This is a genomic window from Pseudomonas sp. H3_D04, assembly GCF_054669175.1.
The window spans coordinates 3,550,119-3,567,387 of sequence record NZ_CP162801.1 but is presented as its reverse complement, the minus strand read 5'-3'; the positions used below and the strand labels follow the sequence as shown (position 1 = coordinate 3,567,387).

Below are 17,269 nucleotides of genomic sequence, written 5' to 3'. Positions count from 1 at the left end.
TAGTTCGCATCGATATAACTGGTTATAAGAAAAATCGCTATGCTGCGGTCCAGTTTTTCCATGCGTTTTATTGCGGGCGTGTTAATGGATTTCGTTAACTTCGGGTTGGTGGTGGCAGGGTTGGTCGTCGGCTTTATCGTCGGCATGACCGGGGTAGGCGGTGGGTCTTTGATGACCCCGATTCTGCTGTGGTTCGGTATCAATCCGGCCACGGCGGTGGGCACCGACTTGCTGTACGCGGCCATTACCAAATCCAGCGGTGTGCTGGTTCATCGCAAGAACAATAATATCGACTGGGCGATCACCGGTTGGCTGACCCTCGGCAGCGTGCCGGCAGTAGCGCTGACGTTGTGGTTCCTGAGCAGTTTGCAGACTTCTCCCGACGCGATGAATGCCGTTATCAAACAAGCCCTCGGCTTCGTTCTGTTTGCCACGGCCCTGGCGATTTTCTTCAAAAAACGCTTGCTCGACTTCGCCCACAAACGGGCTGGCGGCCATTACAACCCCAGCGGTTCGCGCCTGAATGTGTTGACGGTCATCACCGGTCTGGTCCTGGGCACCATGGTCGCGCTAACCTCCATCGGTGCCGGCGCCCTCGGCACCGTAGCGCTGTTCATCCTCTATCCGTTGCTGCCGACCCGACGCCTCGTCGGCACGGAAATCGCCCACGCCGTGCCGTTGACCCTGGTCGCCGGCCTGGGCCATGCCAGCATGGGCAACATGGATTGGCAGGTGCTGGGTTACTTGCTGGTGGGTTCGCTGCCGGGGATTTACCTGGGCAGCCACTTGACCGGTCGTATCTCCGACGAAGTGCTGCGTCCTTGCCTGGCCACGATGCTGGTGTTGATCGGCTACAAACTGGCGTTTTAGCGTGTACCCCAGATAAAAATGTAAATTGTCTAGTCTTGAAGCAGGGCTACGCCTGTTTCACCCGAACGCCCGATGCACCGCATCGGGCGTTTTGTATTTTAAGGACAGGTGTGGGCACTCTTGGTTGTCGATAAAGATCGCTGCCGCACCCTCTGCTCAAAAAGTGCTGCGCAGGTGAACGTCAGTTGGTGACCAACAGCTCCGGGCCGAGGTAGTCGTTGATGTGGTCAATATCGTCGTCGCCCAGACTGCCCACCGAAGAGGCCAGGCGCAGGCGCGACATCAAGTAGCGCAGCTTGGCCTCGAACAAATCGTGGCGCGCATCGAAGAGCAGCTCTTCGGCATTGAGAACGTCCGAGTTGGTGCTGGTGCCGCCTTCTTTGAAGCCTTTGCGTGTCGAAGTCAGTGAGCGTTCGTTGGACTCCACTGCTCTCTCCAGCGCGCGAATACGTTGGGCGCCGCTCTCTACGCCGCGATACTCACGGGTGGTACCGGAGATGACTTCCTGGCGCGTAGCGTCGAGTTCGTCCAGGGCCTTATAGCTATTGGCACTCGCCTGGCGCGTCAACGCGCTAGTGCCACCACCGTTGTACAACGGGAAGTTTGCCTCCAGCCCGATTGAGGCGTAGCGGTTGCGTTGATTCAGCTCGGAGATTGATTGGCTATCGCCCGCGGTGTAGCCGGCAACGAAATCAAGTGTCGGCCAGTGACCAGCCCTGGCGCGCTTCACTTCTTCTTCAGCGAGGTCGCTGCTATGACGGCGCGCATGGATCAGCGGGCTGTCAGTCTGAGCCTTGATTAACCAGTCCTGCAGGTTGCTCGGTAGCAGCGGTGGCGTATTGAAGGTCGGACGCAAGGTGGTCAGGGATTCGGGGGATTCTCCGATGTATTCCTCAAGCTTGCGGCGCGCGTTGACCAGGTTGTCCTGCGCTTCGATCAGCTCAACCGCGGCGAGGTCGCGGCGAGCGATCGACTCGTCGATGTCGGTGACGGTACCGGCCCCCAACTCCATGCGTCGTTTAGCCGAAGCGAGTTGCTCGTCAAAGGCGTTTAACTTGGCTTTGGCAAGGATGATGGTTTCGCTGGCCAGGAGCACGTCGAAATAGCTTTCGGCCAGGCGCACTGCGGCGTCCTGACTCTTGGCATCGAACACCGCGACGCTGTAGTCGGCACGCTGTTTACCCTGGCGGAACTCGGCCATTTTCTGTTTGTTGAACAGCGGCTGGCGCAAGCGCACATTAGCGCCCTTGGAGTCGTAGTCGAGATCCCTTTCGATGCCGCTCTGGCGCTGGGTGCCATTGACCTTGTTGTCGTAGGCCGAGGCACTGATCTGCGGTAGCAGGCCGGCCTGGCCAATGGCGCGGTTTTCCAGGCCGGCCTCTTTTTCATGTACGGCGGCGCGATAGACGGGGCCTTGGTACTGCAACAGATCCCAGGCTTGCTTGAGGTCCATGGCGCTAACCGGGAAGGACAGCGCAAGCAGGCAAAAGATCAGGCAATGACGGTCCATTTCATTGTTCCTTGAACGAGCTGTCGACACGCTCGAGCATTGGTTTGAGAAGATAGCTCATCAAGTTGCGCTCGCCGGTCTTGATGGTGACGCTGGCGGGCATACCGGGACGAATGTGATTGCTGCCAAGCTGGCTCATGCCATCGGGAGTGACTTCTACCTGTGCCAGATAGAACGGTTGCTTGCTTTCCTCGTCGAGCAGGCGGTCGGCGGAGACTGTCTTCACACGGCCAGGGATGTTGGGCGTCTGGGCATGGTTGAAGGCCGGAAACGCAATGTCCACGGCCAGGCCGGGGACCATCTTGTCGATCGCCTGTACCGGAATCATCGCGTCAACCTGCAGCGGTTCATTGTCCGGAACGATTTCCATGATTTTGAAGCCGGGCTGAATGATCCCGCCGATGGTCGCAATGCTCAGTGAATGGACGATGCCATCGATCGGCGAGCGAATCACCGTGTGGGTCACTTCATAGTCCAGCGCACGCAAGCGGTCGGCCAGGGTGGTATTTTCCTTGGCGGTGTCGGTGAGCTGCGATTCGACTTCCTTCTGGTAATCGTGCTGGCGCTGAAGGATGCGCAGCTTGATTTCGGTGGTCTGGCTGCGTATGCGGGCGATGTTGTTGAGGTTTTCGGCCTGGCCGGCGGAGAGGTCGGAATTGCTGCGTTCCAGCTCAAGCAGGCGGTTGCGTGGCACATAGCCTTCGGCCGCCAGCACGCGGGTACCTTTTAGTTCCTGGTTGAGGAAGTCGATCTGCGAGGCGCGGGCGCCATAGACCTGCTGCAGGCCCTTGAGCTGCACCGCCGACGCCGCGAGGTTTTCCTGAAGGATGCTGATTTCGCCAGCGAGGCCGGCGCGTCGGGTGTCCAGGAGGCGTTGTTGCAGATTCATGGCGGCCACCAGGCGGTGGTCATTCCCGAAGCGCTTGAGCAATTCGGGGTCGTAGTTCACCACGTCGCGGCCGTCGCGTTCCGCTTCCAGACGGTTTTCCACCGTCTTGCTGACGATGTACTGGGCGCTGACCGCACCCTGTTCGGAGGCGGCGCGCAGCGAGTCGAGGCGGACCAGCTCCTGGCCTTTTTTCACTGCATCACCTTCGCGAACAAGAATGGCCTCCACAGTGCCGCCGGTCAGATGCTGCACGGCTTTACGATTGCTGGTGACTTTGACCGTGCCAGTCGCGACCACGCCGGCATCCAGTGGCGCCAGCCAGGACCACAGGAGGAAGCCGCCGAAGCCGGCGAGCATCAGCAACATGCCCCAGCGCACGGGTTTACCGACGTCCAGATCCACCACGTTCCTGGGATCGGCGAGAATCATCTCGGTGTGTTGGCTCATTTGCATGATCGGTCACTCCCGTGATTTGACGGAGGCCAGCGGAGTCGATGCGCCTGCAGGCATCACACTGGCCTTGCGCAGCGCTGCAAATACTTCGTCGCGAGTACCGAGCATCTGCACACCGCCGTCGCGCAGCATCAGCACCTTATCGACGGCGCAGAGCACATTGGGACGGTGGGAAATCAGAATGACGGTGGCGCCGCGGTTTTTCAGTTGAGCCAGCGCCTCGACCAAGCCCTTTTCACCGACGTCGTCGAGGTTGGCGTTCGGCTCGTCCAGCACAATCAGATTGGGTTCTCCATACAGCGCGCGAGCCAAGGCGATGCGTTGCTTCTGGCCTCCGGACAGCGGGCTGCCATCGGTGCCCAGACGGGTCTCATAACCCTGCGCCAAACGCAGGATCATCTCGTGCACTCCTGTCGTCCTGGCGGCGCGTATGACCGCATCGCTGTCCACTTCGCCAAAGCGCGCAATGTTGTCGGCGATGGTGCCCTCGAACAGCTCCACGTCCTGTGGCAGGTAACCGAGCCAGGGGCCAAGTTCGCCCTTGTTCCAGGTGAATATGTCCGCGCCGTCCAGGCGCACCTTGCCGGCCTGCGCCGGCCAAACGCCAACCAACAGACGAGCGAGGGTGGATTTGCCCGAGGCGGATGGACCGATAATGCCAAGGCTTTCGCCGGGGGAAAGGTTGAAGCTCACTCCGCGCAGAATCGTGTTGCTGGTGCCGGGCGCACCGGCATACACATTCTCCACCGCCAGCATGCCCAGCGGCCGCTGCAGCGACATGCTCGGTGGCCGGCGAGGATAGTCGTTCAGCATCTCGTTCAACCGGGCCCAGGCCGAACGGCAGCCAAGCAATTGCTTCCATGACGCGATGACTTGTTCAACCGGGGCCAGCGCGCGGCCGGTGAGGATCGAGCAAGCGATCATCATCCCCGGGGTGATCTTGCCTTCGATCGCCAGCAACGCGCCGGCGCCGAGGATCAGCGATTGCAAAGTGATGCGCACGAAGCGTCCGGTACTGCTGATCAGGGCGGCACGGTCGGAAGCCAGGGTCTGCATTTCCAGAATGTGCAAATGGCTTTGGTACCAGCGCTTGCCGATCGAAGGCAGCATGCCCATGGCCTCGATAACCTCGGCGTTGCGCAGGTTGTTGTTGGCGTAGCTGGCGGAGGTGAGGGCAGCCTGATTGGCTTCGGCCAGTGGCTTTTGCGTTGCCTTCTCGGTGAGATAAGCCAGGCCCACCAGAATCAGCGAGCCGATCAGCGTGACCAGTCCGAGCAGCGGGTGGATCAAATAGGCGACCAGCAGGTAGATGGGGGTCCAAGGCGCATCAAAGAATGCGAACAGACCATTGCCGGTGAGAAATTGACGCACCTGTGCGAGATCTTGCAGGGCCTGGGCCGGATTGCCTCCGGCGCGACTCAGGTTGCGCTCGAATGCTGCGGTGAAAATGCGTCGATTGAGGTCCATGTCGAGGCAGTTGCCGACTCGGATCAGCACACGGGTGCGGAACATTTCCAGCGTGGCCATTAGCAAGAACAGGCCTATCACCAGGAAGGTCAGCATCGTCAATGTTGTGACGTTACGACTGACCAAGGCCCGATCGTAGACCTGCAGCATATAAATAGCTGGCGTCAACATCATGACGTTGATGACGCCGCTGAATCCGGCCAACGAGTAAAAACTGCGGCGAAGTCGAAAGAGCGCGTCGGCCAGTTCGGATCGGGTACTTGAGAGCTTGTGCATTTGATAGACCCTCACCGAAAAGCCGGGTGTGCTTGCGGCAAAAAGCAGCAAGGAAAATGTGTGAAAAACCATAGATGTAGTTGCGAATGCTTCTCGCGGACACAAGCCATAGCGTTCCTGGAAAAGTTCCGTAAATTTTTATGTTCACATGCAGCAGCGTAGGTGGCGTTTGTCTCTCTAGCGATACAGTTTGAAATAACATTTCGCTCTAGTAGTTCGTATGAATATTTATATGTCGTTTAATAACAGTAAGTTGGCATGTCCAATGACGATGATATTTTTTTACGTCGTAATATTGACAGCGCATTGCTATAGAACTTTAGTCATGTTCAAGGGCGCCCGTCTGAATCTTGCCATCGCTTCGAAAGTGCAGGGCACGGTGGTCCTGAAGGAGCACGGCATGTCGATCATTTTGTTCTGTTGCACCGTGACGGAGCTGTTCAGGAAGTTCGCTTCGACTTCCCGATTCCATGGCCCACCAGTGGCTCGGAATCGCTCTGCCTAAACGCTCAGCGAGCAATTTCATCCAGCGAATTCCAGGCGCGCATTCACCGGCGCAGGGGACGGCTTTGCCTGCCCCACGCCTGCTCTCGCCAAACACTGAACCAACGAACTGCGCAAGCCAGCACGTGACTTGGCGCGGGAGGATTTATTCGTCCCGAGCCTTTCCCATATAGATCGAGGGCAATCGAAATGGCCAATTTCAACAAGTCGGACCTGGAGTTCATTCTCAAGCAAATCTTCATCGCAGAAGCGCATGCCGACGGCGCCAGCCTTAGTGATTTGCTACCCAACAGTCAGGTGCCATACGGCCTGCGAACCGTCGATGGCAGCTACAACAACCTGGTCGCCGGACAAAGCGAATTTGGCGCTGCGGACAATTCCTTCCTGCGCCTGCTTGACGCTTCGTATCGTGCGTCGTACGCCGGGACAGGGACGGTGGTCGATCCGCAGCCACGGATTATCAGTAACCTGATCAACGACCAGACCGCCAACAACCCGGCCGCTGTCGCTGCGAACGGTGGTGCTGACCCAGTGATCAGCCCCGGTCTGGACGGCGTGTTCGGCACGGCCGACGACAAGGAAGTATTCTTCATCCCCAACGAGTCGCCGGACGCCGGCCTGACCGCCGGCTTCAACTCGTGGATGACCTTCTTCGGCCAGTTCTTCGACCACGGCCTTGATCTGCTCAGCAAGAGCAGTACCGACGTTGTGTTTATTCCGCTGCAGCCGGACGATCCGTTGTTTGTGCCGGGCAGCCCGACCAACTTCATGGTGCTGCCACGTGCAGTGCGTACGGCCGGCGCGGACGGAATTGTCGGCACTTCCGATGATGGTCAGCCCAACACCACCTCACCGTTCGTAGACCAGAGCCAAACATACAGCTCGCACCCGTCGCACCAGGTGTTCCTGCGTGAGTACGTCCTCAACGCGGCCGGTGACCCTATTGCAACGGGGCGCTTGATTACCAACCGCGATCTCGGCGCTGATGGCAAATTCGGCACGGCCGATGATGGCGACGGCGAAAGCGGCGGCATGGCGACCTGGGCAGTGGTAAAAGCCCAGGCCCGTGACATTCTCGGCATCAACCTGACCGACCTCGATGTGCACAACGTGCCGTTGCTCGCGACTGATGCCTATGGCAGCTTCATCCGGGGGCCGAACGGTATGCCGCAGGTGGTGATGCGCACCAGTAACGGTACCGACGGTATTGCCGGGACGGCTGATGACGTCACGCAACTGGTCGAAGGCAACCGGGATGCGCCGATCAGTCTGGCCAACGCCGTAAGCACCGGACATGGTTTCCTCGACGACATCGCCCACAATGCCGCGCCGGTCGTCGTCGGTGGGGTTCTGCAAGCGGATGCCGACGCCGATGTCGGCAATGCGCAGCCCGTGGGTGCGGGCGGAAACAACCTGACCTATGACAACGAACTGCTCGACGCCCACTACATTGCCGGCGACGGCCGGGCGAACGAAAACATTGGCCTGACCGCCGTGCACCATGTGTTCCACTCCGAGCACAACCGCCTGGTCCAGCAATCCAAGCAAACCATCCTGGCCGCCGGCGATCTGGCGTTTCTCAATGAGTGGCTGGTGGACGACGTCGCCGCAATGCCTACGACACTCGCCGAAATATCAGCCTTGGTGTGGGACGGCGAACGCCTGTTCCAGGCCGCCAAGTTCGGCACCGAGATGCAGTACCAGCACCTCGTCTTCGAAGAGTTCGCGCGGACCATTCAGCCGCAGGTTGACGCATTCCTTGCCCCCAACGGGTATGACACCTCGATCAACCCGGCCATCCTCGCCGAGTTCGCCCATGTGGTGTATCGCTTCGGTCACTCGATGTTGACCGAGACCGTCGATCGTTTCGACCCCGAATTTAATCCGCTGCTCACTGACCCGAACAACCCGGATTCGCAAATGGGTCTGATCGCGGCCTTCCTCAATCCGCTGGCATTCGCCGGCAGTGGCGCTACTGCAGACGAAGCGGCAGGGGCGATCATTCGCGGTGTGACCCGTCAGGTCGGCAACGAGATCGACGAGTTCGTCACTGAAGCGTTGCGCAACAATCTGCTCGGTCTGCCCCTCGATTTGCCGGCCTTGAATCTGGCGCGTGGTCGCGACACGGGTATCCCGACCTTGAATGAGGCGCGGCGTGAGTTCTACTCATCAACCGGCGACAGCCAACTCAAGCCGTACATCAGTTGGGCAGACTTCGCGGACAACCTCAAACACCCCGAGTCGTTGGTCAACTTCATCGCAGCCTATGGCACGCATGAAACGATTACGGCGGCGACCACGCTGGCAGACAAACGCGCTGCAGCCCTGGCACTGGTATTCGGTGGTGATGATGCGCCGGCTGACCGCCTGGACTTCCTCAACAGTACCGGTGCCTATGGCAACGTAACGCTGGCCGGCAAGGATGGGCTGCTGGGTACTGCCGACGATGTGGCGGGTGTAACGATCACGGGCGTCGACGATATCGACTTCTGGGTCGGTGGCCTCGCCGAGCAGAAGATGCCGTTCGGCGGTATGCTCGGTTCGTCGTTCAACTTTGTGTTTGAGACCCAGATGGAGGCGTTGCAGGACGGCGACCGTTTCTACTATCTGTCGCGTACCGCGGGCCTGAACTTCGGCACCGAGTTGGAAAACAACTCCTTTGCCAAGCTGATCATGCTCAACACCGATGTCACACACCTGTCGAACACCGTGTTCCTGACGCCGACGTTCACCCTCGAAGTGGATCAGGCCAATCAGTTCACTGGCCTTGGCGCGGGCAGCGCCGATCCAACTGGCGGCCTCATGATCAACGGTGTGGAAATCGTGCCGCTGGTGATCCGCGATAACCCCGACACCGTGGGGGCGGACAGTAATTATCTGCAATACACCGGCGAAGACCATGTCGTTCTGGGTGGCACCGCTGGCAATGACATCATCGTCTCCGGTGAGGGCGATGACACCCTTTACGGCGACGGTGGCAACGACCGCCTCGAAGGCGGCGCCGGCAACGATGCGGTACTGGGCGGCGCGGGCGATGACATCATCACCGACTCGTTCGGTGACAACCGTCTGGAAGGTAATGCCGGTAACGATGTGATCGTCGCCGGTAGCATGCTGGTTGGCGGCAACCTGATCCTGGGGGGCGATGGCCAGGACTTCATCATCACCACCGAAGACATCAGCACCACCTTCGGCGGTCAGGGTGACGATTTCATCCTCGGGGCCAAGACCAACCTGCCAGCTACGGGCAATGAAGGAGATGACTGGATCGAGAGCGGCACCCAGGACGGCGCGCCAGGCGATAACGCCTCGCCGTTGCTCAATGACGACGTGATCGGCAACGATATCTTTGTCGGTGGTGGTGGCTTCGACGAAATGATCGGCGAGGGTGGCGATGACATCTTCGTCGGCAGCGATGCCCAGGACAATATGGACGGCATGTCCGGTTTCGACTGGGTGACCTACAAAAATGACAGGGTCGGTGTGACCGTTGACCTGACCATGGCCACGCTGGCGCAACCACACGGCAACGCGCCAAACCAGAACAACGGGCCGTTCAATCCGGTCGGTGCCTCGCCGACCTCGATCCTCGACCGTTTTGCCGAGGTCGAAGGCTTGTCCGGTTCGCAATTTGGCGATGTGCTCAAGGGCGATAATGTTGATGCGATCACGATTGCCGACCACGGCGGGACCACGGGCAGTGCGCTGACCAATGTGGCGTTGATTCGCGGACTGGAGCAATTCCTGGCCGATGCCGGCTTGCCGACCACTGGTTTTGCCACGGGCAATATCATCCTCGGTGGCAATGGCAGTGACCTGATCGAGGGGCGTGGTGGCGATGACCTGATCGATGGCGACAAATGGATCAACGTCAGAATTGCGGTGTATGGCCCCAACGACGTCAACCATACCGGCCCTGAAATCGCCACCTTCGACAGCATGGTCGACATGATTCCGTTCATGATCGACGGCACCTATAACCCAGGTCAGCTCAAGGCCGTGCGGGAAATCCTGCCCGGCACTTCGACAGGCGGGGCGGCTTTCGACACTGCCGTTTTCTCCGGCCTTCAGTCTGAGTATGTGGTGACGCGTGACACCCGAGGCACGGCCAATGTGGCGGACGATGTCTGGACAGTGACCGATACCGAAGCGGGTCGCGACGGCACCGATACCTTGCTGCATATCGAACGCCTGCAGTTCGCCGATACCCAGCAAGTGCTGGTGCCGGATCTGAACGCACAACCGTTGGGCAGACCGACCGTCGCGGATGGAAACGGCGGCGCGATCACAGTGGGCGACACATTGACGGTGAGCATGGCCGGAGTGCGCGATTCCGACAACATCACGGTGGGTAACCCGCAGGGTTTCGTCAACAATGCCTCGGTGTCCTACTATTGGCAGTTCGAAGCCGACCCCGGCACCGGCGTGTTCGAAGACATCATCCAGCTGCCAGCGGGTGACCTGGCGTTCCAAAGTGCCGACGGCACCACGTTCAAGGTCTCGCCGGATCTTGCCGGGCTGGCACTGCGGGTCAAAGCGATCTACCAGGATGGTCACGGCACGACTGAAGTGGTGTTCTCGCAACCGACTGATGTGGTGGCTCCCGGCGAGCCGGTTGTGCCGACGGCGCAGACACCGGTAGTCAATGCCACCGCGGGGGGCGAGGGCCTTAACATGGTCCGCTCCGACCTCAACTTCATCCTTGATCAGATCAAGATTGCCGAGGCTGATGCGGCCGGTCAGGACATCCTCTCGCTGATCCCGAATATCCGCGCGCCGTTGGGCCTGCGTGCGGTCGACGGCTCGAACAACAACCTGATGAACCTCAACGGCATCAACAACACCGAGTTTGGTGCCGCGGATAACACCTTCCCGCGCTTGACCGATCCGGTCTTCAATCCGGCGGAAGGTGCTCCTGCCGGCTTCTTCGGCCCCGGCTCGCCGGCCATTCCGGGATCGTCGTATCAGCAGAACAGCGGCTTTGTGTTTGACTCGCAGCCGCGCACGATCAGTAATCTGATCGTCGACCAGACGTCGAACAACCCGGCGGCCTATGCCACTGCTTACGACCCGGGTGCGGACGGTGTGCTCAACTTCGGCGCAGAGGGGAACGACGACGTGCTCAAGGATGGCACTCGAATAGTCGCCAGCCCCGGCATGGATGGTCAGTTCGGTACTGCCGACGACCATGATGTGTACCTGTTCGAGAACACCGCGTCGGACGCAGGGTTGTCCGCGCCGTTCAACGCCTGGATGACCTTCTTCGGGCAGTTCTTCGATCACGGTCTGGACCTGGTGACCAAAGGCGGTTCGGGCACGATCTTCATCCCGCTGCAACCGGATGATCCGCTGTATGTGCCCGGTGGCAACACCAACTTCATGGTGCTGACCCGCGCGACCAACCTGCCCGGGGCGGATGGCGTTCTCGGCACGGCCGACGACATCCATGAGCACACCAACACCACGTCGCCATTCGTGGATCAAAACCAGACCTACAGCTCGCACCCATCACACCAGGTTTTCCTGCGCGGTTATGAGCTGACCGACAACGGCCCCATCGCGACCGGCAGATTGATCACTAACCGTGACCTGGGGGCGGATGGCAAGTTTGGTACCGCAGACGACACCGAAATCGGTGGTATGGCGACCTGGAAAGTGGTCAAGGCGCAGGCCAACGACATTCTGGGTATCCGCCTTACCGACGCCGACGTCGACAACTCCCCGCTGTTGGCGACCGACGCTTATGGCAATTTCATCAAGGGGCCGAACGGCTTCCCGATGGTCGTGATGAAGGGCGCTGACGGTCTTGGTGGCACGGCTGATGACGTCCTTGTCGAAGGCAATCCGCTCGACCCCATTAGCCTGACCAACGCTGTGCGTACCGGTCACCAGTTCCTCGCCGACATTGCCCACAATGCGGCGCCGGTGTTCAGCGGTGGCGTGCTCGTGCCTGACGCGGATTCGGATACTGGCAACGCAGTGCCGTTCAATCCGCAGACCGGGGCCAACCTGGCCTACGACAACGAGTTGCTCGATGCGCATTACATCGCTGGCGACGGCCGGGTCAACGAGAACATCGGCCTGACCGCGGTGCATGCGATCTTCCACTCCGAGCATAATCGGCTGGTCGCGCAGACCAAGGACACCGTGCTTGATTCGGGTGACGTAGCCTTCCTCAACGAGTGGCTGCTCACTCCGGTGAGCGCTTTGCCCGCCAACCAGGCTGAGATCGATGCGCTTGTGTGGAATGGCGAGCGCTTGTTCCAGGCTGCCAAGTTCGGCACCGAGATGCAGTATCAGCACCTGGTGTTCGAGGAGTTTGCGCGGACCATCCAGCCCAACGTTGACCTGTTCTTTGCACCGACCCAGGTCTATGACGTTGACCTCGATGCCTCGATCGTCGCCGAGTTCGCCCATACCGTGTACCGGTTTGGCCACTCGATGCTGACCGAGACCGTCGATCGCTTCGACGTCGACTTCAACGTGATCGGCGATCCGAACAGCGCTGATCCTGATCAGCAACTCGGTCTGATCGCGGCGTTCCTCAACCCGTTGGCGTATGCCGCCAGTGGCGTGACGCCCGAAGATGCGACCAGTGCGATCGTGCGTGGGATGACTCGGCAAGCCGGTAACGAAATCGACGAGTTCGTCACCGAGGCGCTGCGCAACAACCTGCTCGGCCTGCCGCTCGACCTGCCGGCGATCAACATTGCCCGTGGCCGCGACGTGGGGATTCCTTCGCTCAATGCGGTCCGCCGCGACATCTACAGCCAAACCGGTGATACCCAACTCAAGCCTTACATCAGCTGGGTCGACCTGGTGCAGCACCTCAAGCATCCAGAGTCGTTGATCAACTTCATCGCAGCCTATGGCACGCATAGCACGATCACGGAGGCGACCACACTGGAAGCCAAACGCGCTGCAGCCATGGCGCTGGTATTTGGTGGTGATGATGCGCCGGCTGACCGCTTGGACTTCCTCAACGGAACCGGTACCTGGGCCAACGTCACGCTGGCCGGCAAAGATGGGGTGATGGGAACTGCCGACGATCTGAAGGGAGTGACGATCACGGGCGTAGATGCCATCGATCTCTGGATCGGCGGCCTGGCCGAAGAGAAAACCCCGTTCGGCGGCATGCTCGGCTCGACCTTCAACTTCGTGTTCGAGAACCAGCTGGAAAAACTGCAGGACGGTGACCGCTTCTACTATCTGGAGCGTACGGCTGGCCTGTCGATGAATGCCGAACTGGAAAGCAATTCGTTCGCCAAGCTGATCATGGCCAACACCTCGGCTACGCACTTGCCGGGCCTGGTGTTCTCGGACCCTGGTTTCTATCTGGAAAGGGACCAGAGCAAGCAGTACAACGATGGCCTGGGCAACGCTGATCCGCTTGGCGAGAACGGCGAGCAGGTCGTGTTCCGCGACAACCCGCTGACCGCAGGACCGGACACCAACTACATCAAGTACACGGGTGATCAGCACATCGTGCTGGGCGGCACCAACAATGCCGACATCCTCATCGCCAGTGAAGGCGATGACACGGTCTGGGGTGACGGCGGCAACGATGTCATCGAAGGCGGTGACGGCAACGACCAACTGCGCGGTGGCGCCGGCGACGACATCATCACTGACCGCGGCGGCGACGATAACATCCAGGGGGGCGACGGCAACGACGTGCTGCACGGTGGCAATGGCGTCAACCTGATCATCGGCGGGTTCGGCAATGACTTCATCGTGACCGGCGAGGACGCCTCCGAGGCTATTGGTGGCCACGGCAACGACTTCATTCTGGGCAGCAAAGCCAACGAACAGGACATGGGTAACGAAGGCGACGACTGGATCGAGAAGGGCACGTCGGATGGTGCACCTGGCGACAACTTCGACCCGCTCGGCAACGACCCGATAATCGGCCACGATGTGTTCATCGGCGCTAGCGAAAACGACAAGTTCAACGGCGAGGGCGGCGACGACATCATGGTCGGCAGTCTCGGCCTGGGTGACCGCTATATCGGTGGCTCCGGCTATGACTGGGCAACCTTCAAGGGGCTCGCCCAGGGCGTGACCATCGACTTCACCGATCGCTTTTTCGATGTTCCGCCGGTGCCGGGTTCGGGGGCTTCGGCGCTGGTGCGGTTCGACATCATGGAAGGTTTGTCGGGTTCATCACACGGGGACTACCTGCGCGGTGATAACGAAGATGCCACAACACTGCCCGGCGCCGGAGCAACTGGCAGTGTGCTGACCAACATCAACCTGATCGACGGCCTGGTTGATCTTCTGCCCGCCGGAGCAACGTTCTTCGACGGTGGCAACATCATCCTCGGCGGCAGCGGCAGCGACCTGATCGAAGGTCGCGGTGGTGACGACATCATCGATGGTGACAAGTGGCTGAACGTGCGTATAAGCGTGCGGGAAAATGTCGATGGCACAGGCGAGGAAATCGCCACGTTCGACAGCATGGAGCCGCTGGTGCCGTTTATGTTGAACGGTACTTACAACCCGGGCCAGTTGGTCATCGTGCGGGAGATTCTGACCGGCAATGACAGCTACGACACTGCATTGTTCTCCGGTAATTTGGGGGAATACGGCATCGAGATCGATGGCGACACTGTCATCGTGACCGACTCGGTGGCGGGGCGTGATGGCGTCGATCGCCTGACAGGCATCGAGCGTCTGCAGTTCGCTGACGTGGCGCAATCGTCCGGAGTGGGCACCGCTCAAAACAACGACCCATCGGGTCATCTGGCAATCCTCGATGCTGCAACCGGTGTGCGTGACGAAACGCCTGTCGCCGGCCAGTTGCTGCGAGTCAGTGATCGGGCGGTACACGACGCGGACAACCAAAACGGGACCAACCCGACGGGTGCGGTGACTGGCGGGGTGGCTTACTACTGGCAGGTCGAAACCATTGCCGGCACGGGCGTTTATGATGACATCACCTCCCTCGCTGCGGGCGAGGCAACGCGGGCGATCGGCACCACCTACCGGGTGACGGACGATGTGGCAGGTCTGAACATCCGCGTCCGGGCGGTGTACCAGGATGCCAAGGGCACGCTGGAGATCGTCGATTCGTCCGGGAACAGCACACCGACCGAAGGGCCGACCGTTACCGGGCTTGCCGTGCAGAACCAGCTGTTGACCGCTGACCCGTCGAGCATCATCGACCTCGATGGCCTGAGCAATCCGCAGTTCACCTATCAGTGGCAGGCGAACGACGGGCTTGGCTTCGTCAACATCGCCGGCGCTACCGGTAGCACGTTCGCGCTTGGCCAGGCTCAGGTCGATCAGGAAGTGCGCCTGGTCATCGGTTACGTAGATGCGTTCGGTGTGGCCGAAAGCGTTTCGTCCAACATCCTGGGGCCGGTGGAAAACGTCAACGATGCTCCGACTGCAGGGCCAACCTTAACCGGGCTTGCCGTGCAGAACCAGGTGTTGACCGCTGACCCGGCGAGCATCATCGACGTCGATGGCTTGAGCAATCCGCAGTTCACCTACCAATGGCAGGCGAACAACGGGTCTGGCTTCGTCGACATCAACGGCGCTACCGGTAGCACGTTCGCGCTTGGCCAGGCTCAGGTCGGACAAGCAGTGCGCGTGGTCATCGGTTACGTGGATGACTTCGGTGCGGCCGAAAGCGTTTCATCCAACACCCTGGGGCCGGTGGCCAACGCCAATGATGCACCGACAGGCGCATTGCTGATCAGCGATACGACACCGAATCAAGGGCAGGTGCTAACCGCGCTGACGGGCGAGATTGTCGATGCGGATGGGCTGGGCACCTTCAGCTTCCAGTGGCAGCAAGGTGTCGGTGTGTCCTTCACTGACATCAACGGTGCGACTGCTGCGACCTTCACCCCGGGTGCGGCGCAGGGCAATCTGCAACTGCGAGTGATCGTGCGCTACACCGATGGCTTCGGCACGCTGGAGTCGGTGACCTCTGCGGCGACGGCGGCAGTAACGGTACTGAGTGGCGTGGTCCTGCAGGGCAATGCTTTTGCGAACACCCTCACCGGCACAGCGGGTAACGATGTGCTGATTGGCCTGGGCGGGAGCGATACGCTGAATGGCCTGGCCGGTATCGACCAGTTGTTTGGCGGCACGGGCAACGACATCCTCAACGGCGGAGACGACAACGACGTCCTCAATGGCGAGGACGGCACCGACACCCTCAACGGTGGGCTCGGCGCGGATACCATGAACGGCGGTGCCGGCAACGACACGTTTGTGGTCGACAACGTCGGTGACCTTGTCACCGAGGCGCTGGGTGGTGGTACCGATCTGGTGCGGACCAGTCTGACGAGCTACCAGCTCGGTGCCAACGTCGAGAACCTGACCTATACGGGAACCGCAAACTTCACCGGTACCGGTAACGCGCTAGCCAACATCATCACCGGCGGGGTGGGTAGCGACCTCCTCAATGGCGGTGCAGGTGCTGACCGGTTGGTGGGGGGCGCCGGCAACGATACCTATGTCGTCGACGCAGCCTTGGACGTGGTGGTCGAGGTGTTAGGTGGCGGTACGGACACCGTGCAGACCTCGCTGGCCAGCTACACGCTTGGCGCTAATGTCGAGAATCTGACCTACACCGGAGTCGGCAACTTCGTCGGCAACGGCAACGGGTTGAACAACGTCATCACCGCCGGAGCGGGTAATGACACCCTCAATGGTAACGACGGCAACGACCAACTGTTCGGTGGCATTGGCACCGATACCCTGAACGGCGGCAATGGCGATGACAGCCTCGACGGCGGTGATGGGGCGGATGTCTTGAATGGTGGATCAGGCAACGACACGCTGCTCGGTGGTGACGCTAACGACATATTGTTGGGTGGAACCGGCGTTGACTTTATCGATGGCGGAATTGGCAACGATACGGTCACTGGCGGTGCCGGTAACGACATGATGGTTGCCAGCAGTGGCAACGATATCTTCATGTTCGCAGCGGGCTTCGGGGCCGATCAGATCATCGGCTTCGATGCCGACGCGGTGGGAGGCCAGGACCGGCTCGATATTTCCGCGTTCGGCGTCACTGCTGCGACCTTTGCCGGCATCGTTATCATCACCGATATCGGTGCGGATACCTTGATCAGCTCCGCAGGGCCTGAATCCATCCGCCTGGTCGGTGTGGCCGATGCAACAACCGTCACTGCCGCAGACTTCATTCTGGCCACTTGAGGTTCTGATCAACAATGTCGCAGGGAGCGTGGACATCGGAGGGGAGGGCAATGGATGCCCTCCGTTTTTTTAAAACTCTGGCCGTTTGTTCGGCCGAAAATGCGTGAACCACTCTGCCACGCCGG

The 17,269-nt window shown here is 60.1% G+C and carries 5 protein-coding genes; 2 read left to right on the top strand and 3 right to left on the bottom strand.

Features of this window, described 5'->3' with window-relative positions:
* Positions 1–84: 84 nt before the first annotated feature.
* Positions 85–870, top strand: a complete 786-nt coding sequence (locus tag AB4N91_RS16515) for a sulfite exporter TauE/SafE family protein (protein ID WP_010458623.1) — start codon at positions 85–87, stop codon at positions 868–870.
* Positions 871–1,051: 181 nt separating this feature from the next.
* Here AB4N91_RS16515 and AB4N91_RS16510 read toward each other — a convergent pair whose 3' ends face one another.
* From AB4N91_RS16510 to AB4N91_RS16500, 3 genes are read right to left on the bottom strand one after another with little or no spacing between them, the layout of a single operon-like run.
* Positions 1,052–2,380, bottom strand: coding sequence for a TolC family outer membrane protein (locus tag AB4N91_RS16510; protein ID WP_221108926.1), 1,329 nt, complete (start codon positions 2,378–2,380; stop codon positions 1,052–1,054).
* A gap of 1 nt (position 2,381) precedes the next feature.
* The gene (locus tag AB4N91_RS16505; protein ID WP_077750010.1) at positions 2,382–3,722 is read right to left on the bottom strand and encodes an HlyD family type I secretion periplasmic adaptor subunit; all 1,341 of its coding nucleotides are present in this window, start codon (positions 3,720–3,722) and stop codon (positions 2,382–2,384) included.
* Positions 3,723–3,728: 6 nt separating this feature from the next.
* The gene (locus AB4N91_RS16500; protein WP_010458626.1) at positions 3,729–5,465 is read right to left on the bottom strand and encodes a type I secretion system permease/ATPase; all 1,737 of its coding nucleotides are present in this window, start codon (positions 5,463–5,465) and stop codon (positions 3,729–3,731) included.
* Positions 5,466–6,158: 693 nt separating this feature from the next.
* Here AB4N91_RS16500 and AB4N91_RS16495 point away from each other — a divergent pair.
* Positions 6,159–17,144 (top strand): peroxidase family protein, encoded by a 10,986-nt coding sequence (locus tag AB4N91_RS16495; RefSeq protein WP_460111140.1) that lies wholly within the window; start codon positions 6,159–6,161, stop codon positions 17,142–17,144.
* Positions 17,145–17,269 lie beyond the last annotated feature (125 nt).